We start from the raw sequence: 21,225 nt of genomic DNA, 5'->3' as shown, positions 1-21,225 counted from the left end.
AATTTGTTCGATGTATGTTCCGTTGTCAACAGGAATCTTTTCCTTCGTTTTTGTGCTTGAAAACCAGCTCGGACATGCTGCGGGAACACCAGACCGCCTCTCGCGGCGCCCCCTTGCTTCCGAATTTGTTCTACTTTTGTTCTTTACATGCCGCAGGATATTTGCCAGCATCCAGCCGAGAGGAGAACGGCATCATGCTCGACATCGCCATGCTCAATGAATTCATCGTGGAGGCCAAGGCTGCCACCTATGTCGGCGGCGGCGTGCCGCGCGCGCCCTGCCGGCCAGGCGCCCACGATATCGGCTATGAGCGCGGCGACTGGCGCTATCTCGACAGTTACTTCGGCGGCACCGATTTCGCCGGACAGGAGGTTGTCTGGTTTGCCGGCGAGCCCGTCTGGGTGATGAATTATTTCGGCTGGATCGTCGCGCCGGAGGTCATCGACGGCGCTGCCGCCGGTGCGGTGATCAAGGCAGCACTTTCAACCATGTATCGGCAGGGGCGCTTTCTCGGCGGAATGGAATTCCACCACCCGCTCGGCCGCTATCTCGATCGCAGCGAAGGGAACTGCGAGCGGTTCAGCGGCAATGAATGCATCATGGTCGAGGGCCGGAAGGCCTATATGCTCGATTATCGCGGCGGGCTGGTCATTCCCTGATTGCAAGCCACATATTGGAGCATGATGTTACCCGAAAACCGCACACACTTTTCGGCATCATGCTCTCGCTGGTTGTTTTTATGCATGTCTTATCCCGGAACCGCTGCACACTTCCGGGCGACATGCATTAGAAGTTGTTTTTATGCATCTCGTTATCCCGGAACCGCTGTACACTTCCGGGCGACATGCATTAGAAATCGACGACCTTGCCATCCGAGATCGTCACGCGCCGGTCCATGCGGCGGGCGAGCTCGTGATTGTGGGTGGCAATGAGGGCCGCGAGGCCGGACTGGCGCACCAGCGCCTCCAGCGCATCGAAGACGTAGCTTGCCGTTTCCGGGTCGAGATTGCCGGTCGGCTCATCGGCAAGAAGCAAGCTCGGCGCATTGGCGACGGCGCGGGCAATCGCAACGCGCTGCTGCTCGCCACCGGAAAGCTCGCCGGGGCGATGGGCGCCACGATGGCCGATGCGCATATAATCGAGAAGCTGGCCGGCCCGTTCGCCGGCTTCCTTCCAGGCCAGCCCGGCGATCAGCTGCGGCATCATGATATTTTCGAGTGCGGAAAATTCCGGCAGCAGGTGGTGGAACTGGTAGACGAAGCCGATTTCGCTGCGGCGGATGGCGGTGCGTTTCTCATCGCTCAGGCCGTTGCAGGCATGGCCGTTGATCGTGACTTCACCGCCATCGGGATGTTCCAAGAGGCCTGCAAGATGCAGCAGGGTCGACTTGCCGGTGCCGGAGGGAGCGACGAGAGCGACGATCTCGCCCTTCGACAGCGAGAAATCCACGCTCTTCAGGATCGGGAGCAGCGTATCACCCTGCCCGTAATGGCGCTCGACGCCGGTAAGCTTGAGAACGACGTTGCGTTTCATGAAGGCGGCATTCCTTATTCGTAGCGCAGGGCCTGCACCGGATCGAGCCTGGAGGCGCGCCAGGCCGGGAAGATCGTCGCGATGAAGGAGAGCGTCAGCGCCATGACGACGATCGAGATGGTTTCGCTGAGCTGCATCTCGGCCGGCAACTGACTGAGGAAATAGACCTGCGGATTGAAGATCACCGTGCCTGAAATCCAGGAGAAGAACTGGCGGATGGATTCGATGTTGACGCAGACGAGCACACCAAGCAGCACGCCGGCCATGGTGCCGACGATGCCGATCGCAGCGCCGGTCATGAAAAAGATGCGCATGATCGCACCGGCGCTGGCGCCCATGGTGCGCAGGATGGCGATATCGCTGCTCTTGTCCTTCACCAGCATGATCAGGCCGGAGATGATGTTCAGCGCCGCGACAAGCACGATCAGCGTCAGGATCATGAACATGACGTTGCGCTCGACCTGCAGCGCCGAAAAGAAGGTCTGGTTGCGCTGGCGCCAGTCGGTGAGGTTGATCTGGCGGCCAGCCGCCTCTTCCACCTTCGGTCTCAGAGCGTCGATGTCGTCGGGGTGATCGACGAAAAGCTCGATCGACTGCACCAGTCCCTCGGCATTGAAAAAGAGCTGCGATTCCTCCAGCGGCATGAAGATGATCGAGGAATCATATTCCGACATGCCGATCTCGAAGAGGCCGGAGATCTTGTAGGACTTGACGCGCGGGCTGACTCCCATCGGCGTAATGTCACCATCCGGCGACGTCAGCGTGATAAGGTCGCCGACGTTCAGGCCGAGCTGGTTGGCCATGCCGGTACCGATCAGCACGCCCTGCCCGGAGGCAAAACCCACCATATCGCCGGATTTAATGTTTCCGGAGATCGTCTTGAGCTTGGTCAGGTCCTCGGCGCGGGCGCCGCGCACCAGAGCGCCGGTGCTACCGCCGGCCTGGGCGGAGGCGAGCACCTGGCCTTCCACCAAAGGCAGCGCCATCTTCACCCCCGGTACGGCAGCGAGCCGGCTGGAAAGGTCGGCATAATCGGTGAAGGGGCCATCGGACGGCTGAACGATCATATGGCCGTTGATGCCGAGGATGCGCGAGACGAGCTCGGTGCGGAAGCCGTTCATGACGGCCATGACGATGATCAGCGTCGCAACGCCGAGCATGATGCCGACGAAGGAGAAGCCGGCAATGACCGAGATGAAGGCTTCCTTGCGCCGGGCGCGCAGATAGCGCCAGGCGACAAGACGTTCGAAGGTGGAAAATGGCTTGCCAGCCGGACCCAAGCCGGATGTTGAACTCCGGTCCACTGCTGTCTCTGCCATTTCGCCTCCGTTTCCTTAAGCCACGAACCTGTTGATCGCCGCTTCGATGGTCATCGTTTCGCGGGCGCCGGTCTTGCGGTCCTTCACTTCGACCTCGCCGTTTGCGACCGCGCGCGGGCCGGCGATGATCTGGACGGGCACGCCGATCAGGTCGGCGGTCGCGAATTTCGTGCCGGCCCGGTCGTCGGTATCGTCGTAGAGCACATCCTTGCCGGCCTTGGTGAGCGCCGCATAGATCAGCTCGCAGGTATCGTCGCAGGCCTGATCGCCCGCCTTCATGTTGATCACCACGATATCGAAAGGCGCGACCGACGCCGGCCAGATGATTCCATTGTCGTCATGCGATGCTTCGATGATGGCGGGAACAAGGCGTGTCGGACCGATACCGTAAGAACCCATGTGAACGAAGTGTTCCTTGCCGTCGGGCCCCTGCACTTTCGCGCCCATCGCCTCGGAATATTTCGTGCCGAAATAGAAGATATGGCCGACCTCGATGCCGCGCGCCGACAGGCGCTCGCCTTCGGGAACGGCGTTGAAGGCCGCCTCGTCATGCATTTCCGAAGTTGCCGCATAGAGCGAGGTCCACTTGTCGAAGATCGACTTCAGGCCCTCGACGCTGTCGAAATCAGTGCGGTCGTCGGGAATATCGAAGCCGACGAAATCCTTGTGGCAGAAGACCTCGGATTCGCCGGTATCGGCGAGGATGATGAATTCGTGGCTGAGATTGCCGCCGATCGGGCCGGTATCGGCGCGCATCGGGATGGCGCGCAGGCCGAGCCGATCGAAGGTTCTGAGATAGGCGGCGAACATCTTGTTATAGGAATGCTCCGCCCCTTCGCGCGTCAGATCGAAGGAATAGGCATCCTTCATCATGAATTCGCGCGAGCGCATGGTGCCGAAGCGCGGACGGATCTCGTCGCGGAACTTCAGCTGGATGTGATAGAGATTGAGCGGCAAATCCTTGTAGGACTTGACGGAGGAGCGGAAAATATCCGTCACCATCTCCTCATTGGTGGGGCCATAGAGCATCGGCCGATCCTGCCGGTCCTTGATGCGCAGCATCTCTTTGCCATAGGCGTCGTAGCGGCCGCTTTCCTGCCAGAGTTCGGCCGATTGCAGCGTCGGCATCGACAGCTCGATGGCGCCGGCCCGGTTCTGCTCGTCGCGGATAATGGCGTTGACCTTATCGAGCACGCGTTTGCCGAGCGGCAGCCAGGAATAGATGCCCTGCGACTGCTGGCGGATCATGCCGGCGCGCAGCATCAGCCGATGGGAGACGATTTCCGCCTCCTTGGGATTTTCCTTGAGGATGGGCATGAAATAGCGGGACAGACGCATGGCGGATTCCGAAGCAGTTGAGATCCCGCAGCAGGCGGAATCGAAAGACAATGGTTAATGTCGGGAGCGTTCATAGCCGCTTCGCGGCAGGAAGGAAACCCGCAACTGATGTCGGCAACCTCCCGCATGCGCATGTTCGCAGCCGCAAAATGAAAGGGCGTGAAAAAGCGCGTGTTTATAAGGACTTGAACGAAAATCTTGTCAACAGAAAAATTTTGCTAGAGTGTAGCAAAAATGCAAAAAAAGCTGATGACAAAGCCCAATGTTTGAGCTAGCTTTAGCTCACAAAACAGGCAAGAGAGATAAATTCTTGCCAAATTCGCGGTCAAGTCTTGGGAGGATCAGATCTTAGGCGCGCTCGTCGCTGCCCCGGCAACGGTTACAGATCACGCGATACTTAAAACAAGGCTTTTAGCCTTGTTTTTTTTTGGCTTTTAGACTTCGCTCTACCCTGGAAATCCGGGCCAACTTCCGTAAGGGAATGATCCTCATTCCCTTACGCCAGCTCTTTGCCGCAATGGCATGACGCTGGTATGACGAAGTTCGCGTTTTTATAATATACATATGCCCAAAGTTTGGGCAAAAGCTGATCTTTAATAGAAGCTCGGCCCGAGTTGTGGAAGAGCATCGAAGCCCCAGCCGAAATAGGTGTCGCAGACATACCAGGTGCCGTAGACCAGAGCCGAGATCAGCGTCGTCAGCGAAAAGGTGAAGACGGCGCGAAAGCGGCTCGGCGCGCTTGGGACGGTGCCGAGCACGACATCATTGTCCTCGGCCTGGGTGCGCAGACCGATCGGCAGGACGGCAAACAGCGTCATCCACCAGACGATGAAGTAGACGGCAAATCCCTGAAGAAATGTCTGGAGCATTTTGGTTCCCGGTGGTGCCGCGCCGACAGAACGGGCGACAGACGTTCATTCACTTTGAGTTAGGCGCCCTTATACGGCGGAATGGCGACCAACTCAAAGCGAATGAAACCCGTAGCCGCCTTGCGGGCATTCTGCCGCAGGCCTCACGCCTGTTCGAGTTCGATCAGCGTGCCGCAGAAATCCTTGGGGTGCAGAAACAGCACCGGCTTGCCATGCGCGCCGGTCTTCGGCCGGCCGTCGCCGAGCACCCTCGCCCCGGCTTCGACCAGCCGGTCACGGGCGAGGATGATATCGTCCACCTCGTAGCAGATGTGGTGCATGCCGCCGGACGGGTTCTTTTCGAGGAAGGCCGCGATCGGCGAAGCGTCCCCCAGCGGCTGCAGCAATTCGACCTTGGTGTTCGGCAATTCGACGAAGACCACGGTGACGCCGTGCTCCGGCAGAGCCTGCGGCTGCGATACGGCCGCACCCAGCGTGTCGCGATAGGCGGCCGTCGCCGCTGCCAGATCGGGAACGGCAATGGCGATATGGTTTACCCGGCCGAGCATGATCAGACCTTGGTGACGAAGGCGGTGACGACAGGCTTCTTGCCCCAGGCATGGTTGGCGGCGGCGCGGATGGCGCGGCGCACGGCTTCCTGCACCATGTCGATATCCTTGCGGCGGGCGCGCGGAATGCTTTCGATGGCGCCGATCGCCGCTTCGAAGAGCGTATCCTCCATCTCCTCACCCTCGTCGTCATAAACCGGCAGGCCGATCGACACGAGATCGGGGTCGCCGACGATGTCATAGCGGGCGTCGAGCACGACGCTGACCGCGACATGGCCGACATAGGAGAGCTTCTTGCGCTCGCCGATCCCCATCTCGTCGAAATCGCCGATCAGCGACCCGTCCTTGTAGATGCGGCCATGCGGCGCCTCGCCGATCACCTCGACCGGGCCCGGCGCCAGCCGCAGGATATCGCCGTTGCGCACACGCGGCACGATCGCGATGCCGGATTGCTCGGCAAGTTCCTTGTGCGCCGTCAGATGCGTCGCCTCGCCATGCACCGGCACGACGATCTTCGGCCGCGTCCACTCGTACATCCGCTGCAGCTCGTTGCGGCGGGGATGGCCGGAGACGTGAACCAGCGCCTCGGTATCGGTGATGATGTGCACGCCCTGCTCGACCAGGCCGTTCTTGATGTCCTGGATCGCCTTCTCGTTGCCGGGAATGGCGCGGGAGGAAAACACGACGATATCGCCTGCCGCAAAGGCGACATTGCGCATCTCGTCGCGGGAAAGCTTGGCAAGCGCTGCCCGCGCCTCGCCCTGGCTGCCGGTCAGGATGACGACGACCTTGTCACGCGGGATGTAGCCGTATTCCTCCTCGGAGATGAAAGGCTTCACGCCCTCCATCAGGCCGATATCCTGGGCGACGTCGACGACCCGCTTCAGCGAGCTGCCGAGCAGCAGCACTTCGCGGCCGGCCGCCTCGGCAGCTTCGGCAACGGTGCGGATGCGCCCGACATTCGACGAGAAGGTGGTGATCGCCACCCGGCCCTCGGCATCCTCGATGATCTTGCGCAGGCTTTCCGAGACATCCTTTTCGGAGGGTGAAACGCCGTCGCGCAGCGCGTTGGTGGAATCGCACATCAGCGCCAAAACGCCCTCGTCGCCGAGCTGGCGGAACCGCGTCTCATCGGTCAGGGGGCCGAGCGAGGGCTCGTGGTCGATCTTCCAGTCGCCGGTGTGGATGACGTTGCCGGCCGGCGTGCGGATCATCAGCGACATCGGCTCGGGGATCGAATGGTTGACGGCCACGCCTTCGATGCTGAAGGGGCCGACATTGATCGTGTCGCCTGCCTTGAACGGCGTCACCGGCACTTCGCCGATCCTCGCCTTCTCGAAATTGCGCTTGGCCTCGAGCAGGCCAGCGGTAAAGCCCGAGGCATAGACCGGCACGTTCAAGCCCGGCCAGAGATCGGCGAGCGCGCCATAATGATCTTCATGCGCATGGGTGATGATGATCGCCTTGAGATTCTTGCGCTCACTGGCGAGGAAGCGGATATCGGGCAGCACGAGGTCGACGCCCGGCAGGTCGGGCCCGGGAAAGGTGACACCGCAATCGACCATGATCCATTGGCGATGCTCGGGCGGGCCGTAGCCGTAAAGAGCGAGATTCATGCCGATCTCGCCAACGCCGCCCAGAGGCAGGAATACCAACTCGTCCTGTTTCGCCATAATTTTCGTTTTTTCCGCTATCCAAAAAACACATCACCGGCAGCAATGGGCATTATCCTGCCAGTGCCGGTATCGAGCATCAACAAGCCATTATCATCAATTCCGGCGAATTGTCCGGAAATCGAGCGGTCCGACAAATTCACCGTGATCTTTTCGCCGATGCCGCAGGCGATCGCGCGCCAGCGGGCGGTGATTTCGGCGATGCCGCGGCCCTGGTTCCATTGATCAAGCACATCAGCCATCGAAGCGAAGAGATGAGCGAACAACTCTTCCGGCGAGGCCGCACTTGCGTGCTGACGCAGGCAGGTGACGGGGTAGAGGGGATTGTCCGGCATCACCGAGACATTGATGCCGATGCCGACGATCAGCGCGTAGCGGCCATCGGGCAGCCCCTCGCCTTCGACGAGGATGCCGCAGGTCTTCTTGCGGCCGATGAGAATATCGTTCGGCCATTTGACCTCGAGCGGCTCGGCGCCCGGCGGCAGCACCTGGCGGATCGCCTGGTGCACGGCAACGGCGACGGCCAGCGGCAGAGAACTCAGGCGCTCCATCGGCGCCGGATCGATCAGCAGAAGAGAGGCGTAGAGGTTGCCGCGTTCGGAAACCCAGAGCCTGCCGCGGCGGCCGCGGCCGCCGGTCTGCCGTTCGGCCGTCACCCAGAGATTGCCGTCATCGCCCGCCCGCGCCCGGGCGAGGCATTCGCTGTTGGTGGACGATGTTTCCGACAGAGCCTCGTGCCTGAAATCGCCGAGCGATATCCGGCGCCGTCCGTCGGAAGCCATCAAAAGAGCGTCGCGGCGGCAAGCTCTGCCGCACCGCCGATCGGGCCGCCGATGAGGACATAGGCGGTGACGAAAAGACCGGAGAGACCGAAGACCAGACGCAATGAACCGGAGACACGGGCGAATTCGCCGGTCGCCTCATCGAACCACATCAGCTTGATGACGCGCAGGTAATAGTAGGCGCCGACGACCGAGGCGAGAACGCCGATGATCGCAAGCGCATAAAGCTTGGCTTCGATGGCGGCGACGAAGACGAAGTACTTGGCGAAGAAGCCGGCGAGCGGCGGAATGCCGGCAAGCGAGAACATCAGCGCCGTCAGCACCACGGCCATGAACGGGTTGGTAGTGGAAAGCCCGGCGAGATCGTTGACCTCCTCGACGACGGTGCCGTCCTTGCGGCGCATCGACATGATGATCGCAAAGCTGCCGAGGGTCATGACCATATAGATGACCATGTAGAGCATGACACCGGAAACGCCGGTCTGATTGCCGGCGGCAAGGCCGACCAGCGCGTAGCCCATGTGGCCGATCGACGAATAGGCCATCAGCCGCTTGATGTTTTTCTGGCCGATCGCGGCAAAGGAGCCGAGCAGCATCGAGGCGATCGAGATGAAGACGACGACCTGCTGCCAGTCGGCCAGGACCGGCTGGAAGGCGGTGATGACGATGCGGGTCATCATTGCCATGGCGGCAACCTTGGGGGCTGCGGCCAGGAAGGCGGTGACCGGCGTCGGCGCGCCTTCATAAACATCCGGCGTCCACATATGGAAGGGAACGGCGGAGATCTTGAAAGCGATGCCGGCGAGGATGAAGACCAGGCCGAAAATCAGGCCGAGCGACCGTGCGCCCTCGACCGAAAGCGCCTGGGCGATTTCGGAGAAGTGGGTGTGGCCGGTGAAGCCATAGACCAGCGACATGCCATAGAGCAGCATGCCGGAGGAAAGCGCGCCGAGGACGAAATATTTCAGGCCGGCTTCGGTCGACTTCAGACTGTCGCGGTTGATCGCGGCGACGACATAAAGCGCCAGCGACTGCAGTTCCAGCGCCAGATAGAGCGAGATCAGGTCGTTGGCCGAGATCATCAGTAGGATGCCGAGGGTCGCAAGCACCAGCAGAACCGGGAACTCGAACTTGTCGAGCTGATTTTCCCTGGCATGGCCGATCGTCATGAACAGGGCGACCAGCGAACCGATGAGCGCCACCAGCTTCATGAAGCGGGAGAAGCCGTCGGCCATGTAGACGCCGCCATAGGCAAGGCCTTCCGCGGGCACGAAGAGCAGCCACAGGCCGGCAGCCAGCAGCAGGACGATGGCGAGGCCGGTGACGACGAGGCCCGAGCGCTCGCCCGAGAAGACGCCGACCATCAGCAGCACCAGGGCGCCGACCGCGAGGATGAGCTCCGGCGCGGAAAGATGCAGACTGAGGAGAATTGTTTCAGCGGTCATGTCCGATAAGTCCCGTCATCAATTCATAGACAGCGCAACATTCTGCGCTGCGTGCACGGCGGCCGTGTAGTTGTTGACCAGCAGATCCACCGAGGCAGCCGTCGCATCGAAGACCGGAGCCGGGTAAACGCCGAAGAGGATGGTCAGTGCGACCAGCGGGTAGAGGATCAGCTGCTCCCGGGGAGACAGGTCGAGCAGCGCCTTCAGCTTTTCCTTCTCCAGCGCGCCGAAGATCACCCGGCGGTAAAGCCAGAGCGCATAGGCGGCCGAAAGGATGACGCCGGTGGCGGCAAAGAGCGCGACCCAGGTGTTGACCCGGAAGACGCCCATCAGCGTCAGGAATTCGCCGATGAAGCCCGATGTGCCGGGAAGCCCGACATTGGCCATGGTGAAGACCATCATCGCCACGGCATATTTCGGCATGTTGTTGACGAGGCCGCCATAGGCGTTGATCTCGCGGGTGTGGGTGCGATCGTAGACGACGCCGACGCAGAGGAAGAGCGCGCCGGAGACGATGCCGTGCGAGAGCATCTGGAAGATCGAACCCTGAACACCCTGCATGTTGGCGGCGAAAATGCCCATGGTGACATAGCCCATGTGCGCCACGGAGGAATAGGCGATCAGTTTCTTGATATCGTCCTGCATCATCGCCACCAGCGAGGTGTAGATGATCGCGATGACCGACAGCGCGAAGACGAACGGCGCGAAATAATCTGATGCGACCGGGAACATGCCGAGCGAGAAGCGGATCAGACCGTAGCCGCCGAGCTTCAGCAGCACGCCGGCCAGGATCACCGAGCCTGCCGTCGGTGCCTGAACGTGGGCATCCGGAAGCCAGGTATGAACCGGCCACATCGGCATCTTCACCGCAAAGGAGGCGAAGAAGGCTAGCCACAACCAGGTCTGCATCGCCGGCGGGAATTTGTAGGCGAGCAGCGCGGTGATGTCGGTCGTGCCGGCCTGCCAGTACATCGCCATGATGGCGAGCAGCATCAGCACCGAGCCGAGCAGCGTATAGAGGAAGAACTTGTAGCTCGCATAGACGCGGTCCTTGCCGCCCCAGACGCCGATGATCAGGAACATCGGAATGAGGCCCGCCTCGAAGAAGACGTAGAACAGCACGATATCGAGCGAGACGAAGACACCGACCATCATCGTTTCCAGGATGAGGAAAGCGATCATGTATTCCTTCAGGCGCTTCTCGATCGACAGCCAGCTCGCCAGCACGCAGAAGGGCATGAGGAAGGTCGACAGAATGATGAACAGCATGGAGATGCCGTCCGTGCCGACATGATAGCCGATGCCGGTGCCGAGCCAGTCATGCTTTTCGACCATCTGGAATCCCGGATTGGCATTGTCGAAGCCGATCCAGATGAAGAGCGAGACGACGAAGGTGAAGACGGTGGTGATCAGCGAGATTCCCAGCACGTTCTTCCGGCCGGCTTGGCTGTCGCCGTTCATCAGGAGCAGGAACACCACGCCGACGAGCGGCAGGAAGGTGACCGTTGAAAGAATAGGCCAATCGGTCATCAGAAGGAACTCCCGAGCATCATCCAGGTAACAAGCGCCGCAATGCCGATCAGCATCGCGAAGGCATAGTGATAGAGGTAACCGGTCTGCAGGCGGACGACGCGGTCGGTGACGGCGACGACGCGGGCGGCCACGCCGTTCGGGCCGTAGGTGTCGATGACGCCGACGTCACCCTTCTTCCACAGGAAGCGGCCGAGAGCCTTGGCGGTGCGGACGAAGAGGAAGTCGTAAAGCTCGTCGAAATACCACTTGTTCAACAGGAACTGGTAGAGCACGCGGTGCTGCCTGGCGAGGGTGCGCGGCGTCTGCGGCGAACGGATATACATGTACCAGGCGGTGACGAAGCCGAGCAGCATGGCGATGAAGGGGCTCAGGGCCACCAGCGCCGGCACGTGGTGGAACTGTTCGACGAGTTCGTTCTCGGCGCCGGTAAACAGCGCGCCCTTCCAGAACTCGGCATACTCCTCGCCGTAGAACCGGCCTTCGAAGATCACGCCGGCAAACATTGCGCCGAACGCCAGAAGATAGAGCGGCACCAGCATGACCTGCGGCGACTCGTGGACATGATGCATGACCTCGTGCGAAGCGCGCGGCTTGCCGAAGAAGGTCATGAAGATCAGGCGCCAGGAATAGAAGCTGGTGAACAGCGCCGCGATAACCAGCAGCGAGAAGGCAAAGCCCGAGACCGGCGAATGCGAAGCATAGGTCGCCTCGATGATCACGTCCTTGGAGAAGAAGCCGGCAAAGCCGAACGGCGTGAAGGGAATACCAACGCCGGTGATCGCCAGCGTGCCGATGATCATCAGCCCGGCCGTAACCTTAATATGCGGCAAAAGTCCACCCATGTAACGCATGTCCTGCTCGCCATCGACCGCGTGGATGACCGAGCCGGCGCCGAGGAACAGCAGCGCCTTGAAGAAGGCATGCGTGAACAGATGGAAGATCGCCGCGCCATAGGCCCCTACCCCGAGCGCCACGAACATGTAGCCGAGCTGCGAGCAGGTGGAATAGGCGATGACGCGCTTGATGTCGTTCTGCACCAGGCCGACGGTTGCCGCGAAGAAGGCGGTGATCGCACCGATCACGGTGACGACGACGAGCGCATCCGGCGACAGTTCGAAGAGCGGCGACATGCGGGCGACGAGAAAGACGCCGGCGGTGACCATGGTGGCGGCATGGATGAGGGCCGAAACCGGGGTCGGGCCTTCCATGGCATCAGGCAGCCAGGTGTGCAGCAGGAACTGCGCCGACTTGCCCATGGCGCCCATGAACAGCAGCAGGCAGATGCCGGTCAGCGCATGCGCCTTGTCGAGCTGCATGCCGAAGAGGTTGAGGATCACTTCACCAGCCTCGCCGCCGCCTTCATGCGGGGCGAAGTTCGAGGCGTTGGCGAAGATCGTGTCGAAGTTGATCGAGCCGAACAGCACGAAGACACCGGCAATGCCGAGCACGAAGCCGAAGTCGCCGACGCGGTTGACGATGAAGGCCTTCATCGCCGCAGCCGTTGCCGAGGGCTTCTTGAACCAGAAGCCGATCAGCAGATAGGAGGCGAGACCGACGCCTTCCCAGCCGAAGAACATCTGCGCCAGGTTGTCGGCCGTCACCAGCATCAGCATGGCGAAGGTGAAGAGCGAGAGATAGGCGAAGAAACGCGGGCGATGCGGATCGGTATGCATGTAACCGATCGAATAGATGTGAACCAGCGTCGAGACCGTGTTGACGACGATCAGCATGACGGAGGTCAGCGTATCCACGCGCAGCGACCAGGAGACGTCGATGCCGCCGGACTGGATCCAGCGCAGCACCTCGACCTTGATCGGGCCGCCTTCGGTATGGCCCATGCCGACGGTGAAGAAGACGTACCAGGAGAGGATGGCGGCGATGATCATCAGGCCGCTGGTGACATATTCCGAAGCCTTGGCACCGATGGCGCGGCCGAACAGGCCGGCGACGATCGCACCGATCAAGGGAAGAAAGACGATAGCCTTATAGAGGAACATGAGCCACTCAGCCCTTCATCATATTGACGTCTTCGACCGCGATCGAGCCGCGGTTGCGGTAGAAGACAACGAGAATTGCAAGACCGATCGCCGCTTCGGCAGCCGCGACCGTCAGGATGAACAGCGCGAAGACCTGGCCGACGATGTCGTTCAGGAAGGAGGAGAAGGCGACCATGTTGATGTTGACGGAAAGCAGGATCAGTTCGACCGACATCAGGATGACGATGACGTTCTTCCGGTTCAGGAAGATGCCGAAGACGCCGAGCGTGAAGAGGATGGCGCTGACCGTCAGGTAGTGGGAAAGTCCGATGACCATGTTCTTTGTTCCTTGACCTGCCTTAGACGCCCTGCCCGGGCTTGACCGACACCACCTCGACGGCGGTGGCGGGCGTGCGGGCAACCTGCCTCGGGATATTCTGCCGCTTGATGTTGGTGCGGTGCCGGAGCGTCAGGACGATGGCGCCGATCATCGCGACCAGCAGCACCAGACCGGCGATCTCGAAGAAATAGACGTAGTTGGTGTAGAGCACGTCGCCGAGAGCGGCGGTGTTGGTGCGCTCGCTGAGCGCCGGGATCGGCATGGCGACGGATTTGGCGATCTCGGGCGAGATGACGCTGCCGCCGATGACGACGATCAGCTCGGCTGCGAGAATGATCCCGATCAGCCCGCCGATCGGCGCATATTCGAGAACCCCTGCCCTGAGCTCGGTGAAGTCGATATCGAGCATCATCACCACGAAGAGGAAGAGCACGGCGACGGCGCCGACATAGACCACCAGCAGGATCATCGCCAGGAATTCGGCACCCAGCAGCAGGAAGAGGCCGGCCGCGTTGAAGAACACCAGGATCAGGAACAGAACCGAGTGAACCGGGTTCTTCGCCCAGATGACCATGAACGCCGACGCCACCGCGACAAAGGCGAAAAGATAGAAAAATAGAGCCTGCAGACCCATGTTGGTGCCTTTTTCATCTTCCCCCGGGCAGCCGGGAGTTTATCTGCCCGATAGAGATTTGCGCGGCTGACCGGCAAAGCTCCTGTGCATATTGACCGCGAGTGGAGCAGCTGCTCCATCGCGGCATTTCAAAACCCAATCAGCGGTACGGCGAATCGATCGCGATGTTGCGGGCGATTTCGCGCTCCCACCGGTCGCCGTTATCGAGAAGGCGCGCCTTGTCGAAATAGAGCTCTTCGCGGGTTTCCGTCGCAAATTCGAAATTCGGGCCTTCGACGATCGCGTCGACCGGGCAGGCTTCCTGGCAGAAGCCGCAATAGATGCACTTCACCATGTCGATGTCGTAGCGCACCGTGCGGCGGGTGCCGTCGTTGCGGCGCGGACCGGCCTCGATGGTGATGGCCTGGGCAGGACAGATCGCCTCGCAGAGTTTGCAGGCGATGCAGCGTTCCTCGCCGTTCGGATAACGGCGCAGCGCATGCTCACCGCGGAAACGCGGGGAAACCGGGCCCTTTTCGAAGGGATAGTTGATCGTCGCCTTCTGGCGGAAGAAATAGCGCATCGACAGAAAGAACGCGCCGACGAATTCCTTGAGAAACAGCGAGCTGATGGAGCCGGACAAGCTTGCCATCTTCAACCTCCAATTTTGCCGGAAACGAGAGAGGGCGTCATCAAGCCCATCCCATCAGCTTCAGCACGAATGCAACGATAATGACCATGGCGAGCGACAGCGGCAGGAAGACCTTCCAGCCGAGGCGCATGAGCTGGTCGTAGCGGTAGCGCGGGACGAAAGCCTTGACCATCGCGAACATGAAGAACACGAAGCAGGCCTTCAGCATGAACCAGATGATGCCGGGAACCCAGTTGAGGATCCAGATGTCGACCGGAGGCAGCCAGCCGCCCAAAAAGAGGATCGTCGTCAGCGAGCACATCAGGCAGACGGCCGCATATTCGCCGAGCATAAACATCATGTATGGCGAGGAGCCATATTCGACCATGAAGCCGGCAACCAGTTCCGATTCGGCTTCAGGAAGGTCGAAGGGCGGACGGTTCGTTTCGGCCAGCGCCGAAATGAAGAAGATGATGAACATCGGGAAGAGCGACAGCCAGTGCCAATCGAGGAACGACGCCGGCAGGCCGAGCATGGTGCCGAGGCCGGTATGCTGCGCATTGACGATATCGGTCAGGTTCAACGAGCCGACGCAGAGAAGCACGGTGACGATGACAAAGCCGATCGAAACTTCATAGGACACCATCTGTGCGGCCGAGCGCAGCGCGCCGAGGAACGGATACTTCGAGTTCGAAGCCCAGCCGCCCATGATGATGCCGTAAACTTCGAGCGAGGAGATCGCGAAGATGTAGAGGATGCCGACATTGATGTTAGCAATCACCCATCCGTCGGCGAGCGGCACTACCGCCCAGGTGGACAGTGCGAGAAGCACCGTCACCAGCGGGGCAAGCAGGAACACCGCCTTGTTGGCGCCGGCCGGAATGATCGGCTCCTTGAAGACGAACTTCAGAAGGTCGGCGAAGGACTGGAACAGGCCGAAGGGGCCGACGACGTTGGGGCCGCGGCGCAGCTGCACGGCAGCCCAGATCTTGCGGTCGGCAAGCAGCACGTAGGCGATGAAGACGAGCAGGCAGACCAGAAGCAGCAGCGACTGACCGATCATGATGATCGCCGGCAAGACATAGGTCGAAAAGAAAGAATCCATAGTCCCCTGCCCTTACTCTGCCGCGACTTTGAAGTTGTTGCGGGCCAATGCCGAGCACTCCGCCATCACTGCCGAGGCACGCGCTATCGGGTTCGTCAAATAGAAGTCTTTCACCGGCGACGCAAACCCTGACTTGTTCATCTTGCCGGCTTTTTTCGCAACTGCGGCAATTTGGGCGCTATCGGATTCGGCGATCTCGTCGATGGCGGCGAAATGCGGGAAAGCGGCATAGAGCGCAACGCGCAGCTGGCTGAGCGAATCGAAGGGAAGCTTCTTGCCGAGCACGTCGGAAAGGGCGCGGATGATCGCCCAGTCTTCGCGGGCGTCGCCCGGCGCGAAGCCTGCGCGATTGCCCATCTGGACGCGGCCTTCGGTGTTGACCCAGGTGCCGGACTTTTCGGTATAGGCCGCGGCCGGCAGGATGACGTCGGCATGATGGGCGCCGTTATCGCCATGCGAGCCGATATAGACGGTGAGCTTGGCCTTCTTGGCGGTGAAAGCGAGTTCGTCGGCGCCGAGCAGGAAGAGCACATCCATCGCCGTCAGCATTTCGGCGGCGTTGACGCCCTTGGCACCCGGCACGAAGCCGAGATCGAGGCCGCCGACGCGCGAGGCGGCGGTATGAAGGACGGCAAAGCCGTTCCAGCCTTCGACGACCGCGCCGACCGAACCGGCAAGCTTGGCGGCACTGGCGAGAACGCCGGCGCCGTCGGTGCGCGACAGCGCGCCCTGGCCGATGATGATCATCGGCTTGGCGGCGTTCTTCAGCACGTCGGCGAAGGCGTGGGTGCCGTCGACCAGATCCTTCAACGTGTCGGGACCGCCGCCGAGATAGTCATAGCTGTAGCGCAGTTCGCCCGGCTCGCCGATCACGCCGATCGGGAACTTGCCGCGGCGCCAGCGCTTGCGGATGCGGGCATTGAGGATCGCCGCCTCGAAGCGCGGGTTGGCGCCGATGATCAGCAGCGCGTCGGCCTGATCGATGCCCGAGATGGTCGGGTTGAAGAGGTAGCTTGCACGGCCGAGCGACGGATCGAGTGCCGCCCCATCCTGGCGACAGTCGAGGTTCTCGGAACCCAGCGACTTCACCAGTTCGGAAAGCGCATACATTTCCTCGACGGAGGCAAGGTCGCCTGCGATCGCGCCGATCTTGTCGCCCGATGTGGCGCCGACAGCGGCCTTGATGGCGCCGAAAGCTTCGGCCCAGGTGGCCGGCTGCAGGCGGCCGTCGCGGCGGACGTAAGGCCGGTCGAGGCGCTGGGTCTTGAGGCCGTCCCAGATGAAGCGGCTCTTGTCGGAGATCCACTCTTCGTTGATCGCCTCGTTGACGCGCGGCAGGATGCGCATGACTTCACGGCCGCGGGTATCGACACGGATCGCCGAACCGACGGCATCCATGACGTCGATCGATTCGGTCTTGTTCAATTCCCATGGGCGCGCGGTAAAGGCGAAGGGCTTGGAGGTGAGCGCACCGACCGGGCAAAGATCGACGACGTTGCCCTGCAGCTCGGAGGTCATTGCCTGTTCGAGATAGGTGGTGATCTCGGCATCCTCGCCGCGGCCGATCAGGCCGAGTTCGGAAATGCCGGCGACCTCGGTGGTGAAGCGGACGCAGCGCGTGCAGTGGATGCAGCGGTTCATCACCGTCTTGACCAGCGGGCCGATATACTTGTCCTCGACTGCGCGCTTGTCTTCCTGGTAGCGCGAGGTGTCGATGCCGAAGGCCATCGCCTGGTCCTGCAGGTCGCATTCGCCGCCCTGGTCGCAGATCGGGCAATCGAGCGGATGGTTGATCAGCAGGAATTCCATCACGCCTTCGCGGGCCTTCTTGACCATCGGCGTGTTGGTGAAGACTTCGGGCAGTTCGCCATTCGGGCCGCCGCGGATATCGCGCACGCTCATGGCGCAGGAAGCCTGCGGCTTCGGCGGGCCGCCCTTCACCTCGACAAGGCACATGCGGCAATTGCCGGCAACCGACAGGCGCTCATGGAAGCAGAAGCGCGGAACCTCGGCGCCGGCATCCTCGCACGCCTGCAACAGCGTGTAATGATCCGGAACTTCGATTTCGTTGCCGTCAATCTTCAGTTTTGCCATCGTCGCTCAGTCCTGTTTCCCGTTTGCCTGATGACGGCAAACAAACCTATTTTTGCAACACTCTCATTGCCAAGCCGGATCTTTCGTCCTGCCGACATCTGATGCCGCCAAATTCTCTATCGCGTGTTCCAGGTCCGGAACCCGCACCGGCTTCTGCAGCGTGAGGCCCCCGCCCGTCCGCCGATCCGCCCATTTTTCCGGCCGATTGCACGGCCGGACAGTTCATTTCTTTCGGCGCGCCCGCCGGGCCAGAACTTTCGCCTGACCGGTCCAGTCGTCACGGCCGATGCGGCCGTTGAAGCCAAGCTCGGCGTCAAGCCGGGCAATGTCCTCGGCGCTCCAGCCGGCAATCTCGGCGAAGCTGCGAATACCCTTGGCGTTCAGCACCTGCTCCAGCTTCGGGCCGATGCCGGCGATCAGCTTCAGATCGTCGGCCTTCGCAGCCCGCGCTGCCGGTTTTGCTTTGACGGCGGGCTTCGGCTGGCTTGCCGGTACTGGTGCGCTGACCGGTGTTACAACGGTCAGTTTCGGCCTTGCCTTCGTCTCGACGTCAGGCTTGGTCTCCGCCGCCGGCCGGTTCGCGGTCGCCGGCCTGGCGACAACCTTGACGGCAGGGCGAATATTCTCCGGCCGGATCTCGACGTCGGACGCGAGTGCATCCGGCGGCGTGTCATCGAGGGCGGCAGCGACCTTGCCGGTGGTTTCCAGCGCGCTCTGGAAGGCGCCGAAGAAGGCGCCCGCCATCTGCGTCGAAAAACCGAAGCCGATCGCCGTTGCGGCGGCGAAGGCGGCGGCCGGATGCGCCATCAGCGGATGCACCGGCATCGCCCGTGCATTTTCCAGCATCTCGGCGGCAAGACGGCCGAAGCCGGCCGCGAAATCGGCGACGTCTTCCTTCTGTCCACTCTTCGATGCCTTGTCCGCCATGACTATTCAGCCGCCTCCAGAACCGCGCCGTGATCGAGCGCGCTTGCCGTGTACTGGTCGATGCGCTTTTCGATCTCGGGACGGAAGTTACGGATCAGACCCTGCACCGGCCATGCGGCGGCGTCGCCGAGCGCGCAGATGGTGTGGCCTTCGATCTGCTTGGTCACCTGGAACAGCATGTCGATTTCGCGCTTCTGGGCATTGCCCTTGGCCATGCGCTCCATCACTCGCCACATCCAGCCCGTGCCTTCGCGGCAGGGCGTGCACTGGCCGCAGCTCTCATGCTTGAAGAAGGCGGAGATGCGGGCGATCGCCTTGATGACGTCGGTGGACTTGTCCATGACGATCGCAGCCGCGGTGCCGAAGGAGGAACCGACGCCGCGCAGGCCGTCGAAATCCATCGGGCAGTCGATGATGTCCTTGGCCGGAACGATCGGGCAGGATGCGCCGCCCGGAATGACGGCGAGCAGGTTGTCCCAGCCGCCGCGGATGCCGCCGGCATGGCGGTCGACCAGTTCGCGGAAGGTGATGCCCATTTCCTCTTCGACGGTGCACGGCTTGTTGACGTGGCCGGAGAGCATGAACAGCTTGGTGCCGACATTGTTCGGACGGCCGATGGCCGAGAACCAGCCGGCGCCGCGGCGCAGGATCGTCGGCGCGACCGCGATCGATTCGACGTTATTAACCGTCGTCGGGCAGCCGTAGAGACCCATATTGGCCGGGAACGGCGGCTTTAGGCGCGGCTGGCCCTTCTTGCCTTCGAGGCTTTCGAGCAGCGCGGTCTCTTCGCCGCAGATATAGGCGCCGGCGCCGTGATGGACGAAAATGTCCATATCCCAGCCGAGCTTGTTGTTCTTGCCGAGCAGGCCGTAATCATAACATTCGTCGATCGCCGCCTGCAGCGCTTCGCGCTCGCGGATATATTCGCCGCGAACATAGATATAGGCGGCATTAGCGCCCATGGCGAAGCTCGCGATAACGCAGCCTTCGATCAGCGTATGCGGATCGTGGCGCATGATGTCGCGGTCCTTGCAGGTGCCGGGCTCCGATTCGTCGGCGTTGACGACGAGATAATGCGGGCGGCCGTCGCTTTCCTTCGGCATGAAGGACCATTTGAGGCCGGTGGGGAAACCGGCGCCGCCGCGGCCGCGAAGGCCTGACGCCTTCATTTCGTTGATGATCCAGTCGCGGCCCTTTTCGAGGATCTGCTTGGTGCCGTCCCAATGGCCGCGGCTCATCGCGCCCTTCAGGGACTTGTCCTTGAGGCCGTAGATGTTGGTAAAGATGCGGTCTTTATCTTGTAACATGCTTCACCTCTTACCGCGGCTTCTTGCCGAAGACCTTGATATATTCCGCTTCGCCGCCCTTGGCGAGCGCCTTGGCCTGCTTGACCCAGTCGTCGCGCTCGATGCGGCCGCGGAAATTCAGGTAGCCGTCGACCCATTCGCGTTCGGCCTTCTTCCAGCCCGCGACCTGCGAGAAGGTGAAGATGCCGATTTCGTTCAACGTCGCCTCGATCTTCGGGCCGACGCCCGAGATCATCTTCAGATCATCCGGCGCGGCGGGCTTTTCGATGCCGGCCGGACGGTTCTTGTCGCTGAGCGCAGGCTTTGCCGCCGGGGCAGCTTCGGCCTTGGCGGCGGTTGCCGGCGCCGGTTCGGCGGGCGCAGTGCCGGACACCGGCTGCTGCTCGGCAGCCTTGGCGTTCCTGGCAGCCGCCTTCGGCGCCGTTGCCGGCGTCTTCAGCGCCGCGTTGGTCTCGGCATCGGTGCTCTTCGGGCGGGCAGCCTCGGAGGGCGGAACCGGAGCGGCGTCGACCGGAGCCGAAATGGTTTCGGCATCGGCCTTTTTGGCGCGCGTCCTTGCCTTCGGCTCTTCCGTCGTCAGCGAGGTCGGGCCGCCTTCTGGTGCTGAGAAAATCCGGTCGATCTGGGTACCGGGCTTGATGCTCGCGCCATTGCCGGCGGCGAAGGTATCGATGATCTCTTCGAGACGGGCCGGCGTCAGGTCCTCATAGGTGTCCTTGCCGATCATCACCATCGGGGCGTTGACGCAGGCGCCAAGACATTCGACCTCTTCCCAGGACAGCGTTCCCTCCGCATTGCGCTCGAAAGCATGGGCATGGATCTTGCTCTTGCAGACCGACATCAGCGCTTCCGAGCCGCGCAGCATGCAGGGCGTGGTGCCGCAAACCTGCACATGGGCGCGGGTGCCGACGGGATGCAGCTGGAACTGGGTATAGAAGGTCGCGACCTCGAGCACCCGTATATAGGCCATGTCGAGCATGTCGGCGATCTTTTCGATCGCCGCGCGCGTGACCCAGCCATCCTGCTCCTGCGCCCGCATCAACAGCGGAATGACCGCCGATTGCTGGCGGCCGGCAGGGTATTTCTGGATCGTCTTGTCCGCCCAGACCGCATTTTCGTCGCTGAAAGCGAATGCGGCAGGCTGAAATTGATCTTCGGCTAATCGACGAACGGACATTCTTCCTCACGCCTT

19 protein-coding genes are annotated in these 21,225 nt (G+C 61.6%); 1 reads left to right on the top strand and 18 read right to left on the bottom strand.

The annotated features are described in order from the left end of the window. The first annotated feature begins 194 nt into the window (after nucleotides 1-194). A complete protein-coding gene (locus AMK05_RS08400) occupies nucleotides 195-659 on the top strand; it encodes a DUF5680 domain-containing protein (protein WP_064838079.1) in 465 nt (154 codons plus the stop codon). A gap of 190 nt (nucleotides 660-849) precedes the next feature. Here AMK05_RS08400 and AMK05_RS08395 read toward each other — a convergent pair whose 3' ends face one another. From AMK05_RS08395 to AMK05_RS08310, 18 genes are all read right to left on the bottom strand, one after another. After that, the gene (locus tag AMK05_RS08395) at nucleotides 850-1,533 is read right to left on the bottom strand and encodes an ABC transporter ATP-binding protein (RefSeq protein ID WP_064838078.1); all 684 of its coding nucleotides are present in this window, start codon (nucleotides 1,531-1,533) and stop codon (nucleotides 850-852) included. 14 nt (nucleotides 1,534-1,547) lie between these two features. Then, nucleotides 1,548-2,852: a lipoprotein-releasing ABC transporter permease subunit gene (locus tag AMK05_RS08390; protein ID WP_064838077.1), complete on the bottom strand. Its 1,305-nt coding sequence runs from the start codon at nucleotides 2,850-2,852 to the stop codon at nucleotides 1,548-1,550. A 15-nt stretch (nucleotides 2,853-2,867) separates the two neighbouring features. Further along, complete coding sequence (gene proS, locus AMK05_RS08385) at nucleotides 2,868-4,190, bottom strand: proline--tRNA ligase (protein ID WP_064838076.1); 1,323 nt, start codon at nucleotides 4,188-4,190, stop codon at nucleotides 2,868-2,870. A gap of 593 nt (nucleotides 4,191-4,783) precedes the next feature. Beyond that, nucleotides 4,784-5,059, bottom strand: a complete 276-nt coding sequence (locus AMK05_RS08380; protein ID WP_064838075.1) for a DUF1467 family protein — start codon at nucleotides 5,057-5,059, stop codon at nucleotides 4,784-4,786. Between the two features lie 143 nt (nucleotides 5,060-5,202). Next, the gene (mce, locus tag AMK05_RS08375) at nucleotides 5,203-5,607 is read right to left on the bottom strand and encodes a methylmalonyl-CoA epimerase (protein WP_064838074.1); all 405 of its coding nucleotides are present in this window, start codon (nucleotides 5,605-5,607) and stop codon (nucleotides 5,203-5,205) included. A gap of 2 nt (nucleotides 5,608-5,609) precedes the next feature. Beyond that, on the bottom strand, nucleotides 5,610-7,280 hold the full coding sequence (locus AMK05_RS08370; RefSeq protein WP_064838073.1) for a ribonuclease J: 1,671 nt from the start codon (nucleotides 7,278-7,280) through the stop codon (nucleotides 5,610-5,612). 17 nt (nucleotides 7,281-7,297) lie between these two features. Then, complete coding sequence (locus AMK05_RS08365) at nucleotides 7,298-8,062, bottom strand: biotin--[acetyl-CoA-carboxylase] ligase (RefSeq protein WP_064838072.1); 765 nt, start codon at nucleotides 8,060-8,062, stop codon at nucleotides 7,298-7,300. After that, a complete protein-coding gene (gene nuoN / locus AMK05_RS08360) occupies nucleotides 8,062-9,507 on the bottom strand; it encodes an NADH-quinone oxidoreductase subunit NuoN (protein ID WP_064838071.1) in 1,446 nt (481 codons plus the stop codon). Before nuoN ends, AMK05_RS08365 begins: the two co-directional genes overlap by 1 nt. 18 nt (nucleotides 9,508-9,525) lie before the next feature. Continuing rightward, nucleotides 9,526-11,037: an NADH-quinone oxidoreductase subunit M gene (locus AMK05_RS08355; RefSeq protein ID WP_064838070.1), complete on the bottom strand. Its 1,512-nt coding sequence runs from the start codon at nucleotides 11,035-11,037 to the stop codon at nucleotides 9,526-9,528. Then, on the bottom strand, nucleotides 11,037-13,037 hold the full coding sequence (nuoL, locus tag AMK05_RS08350; RefSeq protein ID WP_064838069.1) for an NADH-quinone oxidoreductase subunit L: 2,001 nt from the start codon (nucleotides 13,035-13,037) through the stop codon (nucleotides 11,037-11,039). The genes AMK05_RS08355 and nuoL overlap by 1 nt, the downstream gene beginning before the upstream one ends. 7 nt (nucleotides 13,038-13,044) lie before the next feature. Continuing rightward, the gene (gene nuoK, locus AMK05_RS08345) at nucleotides 13,045-13,353 is read right to left on the bottom strand and encodes an NADH-quinone oxidoreductase subunit NuoK (RefSeq protein WP_049734055.1); all 309 of its coding nucleotides are present in this window, start codon (nucleotides 13,351-13,353) and stop codon (nucleotides 13,045-13,047) included. A gap of 22 nt (nucleotides 13,354-13,375) precedes the next feature. Then, nucleotides 13,376-13,990: an NADH-quinone oxidoreductase subunit J gene (locus AMK05_RS08340; RefSeq protein WP_003573901.1), complete on the bottom strand. Its 615-nt coding sequence runs from the start codon at nucleotides 13,988-13,990 to the stop codon at nucleotides 13,376-13,378. Between the two features lie 139 nt (nucleotides 13,991-14,129). Beyond that, nucleotides 14,130-14,621 carry an NADH-quinone oxidoreductase subunit NuoI gene (gene nuoI / locus AMK05_RS08335; protein WP_003547385.1) on the bottom strand — a complete coding sequence of 164 codons (492 nt, stop codon included), beginning with the start codon at nucleotides 14,619-14,621 and terminating at the stop codon, nucleotides 14,130-14,132. A gap of 40 nt (nucleotides 14,622-14,661) precedes the next feature. Further along, nucleotides 14,662-15,705, bottom strand: a complete 1,044-nt coding sequence (gene nuoH / locus AMK05_RS08330; protein ID WP_003587271.1) for an NADH-quinone oxidoreductase subunit NuoH — start codon at nucleotides 15,703-15,705, stop codon at nucleotides 14,662-14,664. A gap of 12 nt (nucleotides 15,706-15,717) precedes the next feature. Further along, entirely contained in the window at nucleotides 15,718-17,799 is a 2,082-nt protein-coding gene (gene nuoG, locus AMK05_RS08325) for an NADH-quinone oxidoreductase subunit NuoG (RefSeq protein WP_064838068.1), read from the bottom strand. A 222-nt stretch (nucleotides 17,800-18,021) separates the two neighbouring features. Continuing rightward, complete coding sequence (locus tag AMK05_RS08320; RefSeq protein ID WP_064838067.1) at nucleotides 18,022-18,726, bottom strand: hypothetical protein; 705 nt, start codon at nucleotides 18,724-18,726, stop codon at nucleotides 18,022-18,024. 2 nt (nucleotides 18,727-18,728) lie between these two features. Next, on the bottom strand, nucleotides 18,729-20,033 hold the full coding sequence (nuoF, locus tag AMK05_RS08315; protein WP_003547378.1) for an NADH-quinone oxidoreductase subunit NuoF: 1,305 nt from the start codon (nucleotides 20,031-20,033) through the stop codon (nucleotides 18,729-18,731). A gap of 10 nt (nucleotides 20,034-20,043) precedes the next feature. Continuing rightward, on the bottom strand, nucleotides 20,044-21,210 hold the full coding sequence (locus tag AMK05_RS08310; protein WP_064838066.1) for an NADH-quinone oxidoreductase subunit E: 1,167 nt from the start codon (nucleotides 21,208-21,210) through the stop codon (nucleotides 20,044-20,046). Nucleotides 21,211-21,225: the final 15 nt, after the last annotated feature.

Origin of the sequence: Rhizobium sp. N324 (genome assembly GCF_001664485.1) — a bacterium.
Taxonomy (GTDB): Bacteria; Pseudomonadota; Alphaproteobacteria; order Rhizobiales; family Rhizobiaceae; genus Rhizobium.
Note: the sequence above shows the minus strand (reverse complement) of the source record. Positions and strands in the feature narration are given on the sequence as shown.

Bases quoted from the DNA above. Each gene is read 5' to 3' on its own strand.
- AMK05_RS08400 (WP_064838079.1), top strand. From the start codon at position 195: ATGCTCGACATCGCCATGCTCAATGAATTCATCGTGGAGGCCAAGGCT.
- AMK05_RS08395 (WP_064838078.1), bottom strand. From the start codon at position 1,533: ATGAAACGCAACGTCGTTCTCAAGCTTACCGGCGTCGAGCGCCATTAC.
- AMK05_RS08390 (WP_064838077.1), bottom strand. From the start codon at position 2,852: ATGGCAGAGACAGCAGTGGACCGGAGTTCAACATCCGGCTTGGGTCCG.
- proS (WP_064838076.1), bottom strand. From the start codon at position 4,190: ATGCGTCTGTCCCGCTATTTCATGCCCATCCTCAAGGAAAATCCCAAG.
- AMK05_RS08380 (WP_064838075.1), bottom strand. From the start codon at position 5,059: ATGCTCCAGACATTTCTTCAGGGATTTGCCGTCTACTTCATCGTCTGG.
- mce (WP_064838074.1), bottom strand. From the start codon at position 5,607: ATGCTCGGCCGGGTAAACCATATCGCCATTGCCGTTCCCGATCTGGCA.
- AMK05_RS08370 (WP_064838073.1), bottom strand. From the start codon at position 7,280: ATGGCGAAACAGGACGAGTTGGTATTCCTGCCTCTGGGCGGCGTTGGC.
- AMK05_RS08365 (WP_064838072.1), bottom strand. From the start codon at position 8,062: ATGGCTTCCGACGGACGGCGCCGGATATCGCTCGGCGATTTCAGGCAC.
- nuoN (WP_064838071.1), bottom strand. From the start codon at position 9,507: ATGACCGCTGAAACAATTCTCCTCAGTCTGCATCTTTCCGCGCCGGAG.
- AMK05_RS08355 (WP_064838070.1), bottom strand. From the start codon at position 11,037: ATGACCGATTGGCCTATTCTTTCAACGGTCACCTTCCTGCCGCTCGTC.
- nuoL (WP_064838069.1), bottom strand. From the start codon at position 13,037: ATGTTCCTCTATAAGGCTATCGTCTTTCTTCCCTTGATCGGTGCGATC.
- nuoK (WP_049734055.1), bottom strand. From the start codon at position 13,353: ATGGTCATCGGACTTTCCCACTACCTGACGGTCAGCGCCATCCTCTTC.
- AMK05_RS08340 (WP_003573901.1), bottom strand. From the start codon at position 13,990: ATGGGTCTGCAGGCTCTATTTTTCTATCTTTTCGCCTTTGTCGCGGTG.
- nuoI (WP_003547385.1), bottom strand. From the start codon at position 14,621: ATGGCAAGCTTGTCCGGCTCCATCAGCTCGCTGTTTCTCAAGGAATTC.
- nuoH (WP_003587271.1), bottom strand. From the start codon at position 15,705: ATGGATTCTTTCTTTTCGACCTATGTCTTGCCGGCGATCATCATGATC.
- nuoG (WP_064838068.1), bottom strand. From the start codon at position 17,799: ATGGCAAAACTGAAGATTGACGGCAACGAAATCGAAGTTCCGGATCAT.
- AMK05_RS08320 (WP_064838067.1), bottom strand. From the start codon at position 18,726: ATGGCGGACAAGGCATCGAAGAGTGGACAGAAGGAAGACGTCGCCGAT.
- nuoF (WP_003547378.1), bottom strand. From the start codon at position 20,033: ATGTTACAAGATAAAGACCGCATCTTTACCAACATCTACGGCCTCAAG.
- AMK05_RS08310 (WP_064838066.1), bottom strand. From the start codon at position 21,210: ATGTCCGTTCGTCGATTAGCCGAAGATCAATTTCAGCCTGCCGCATTC.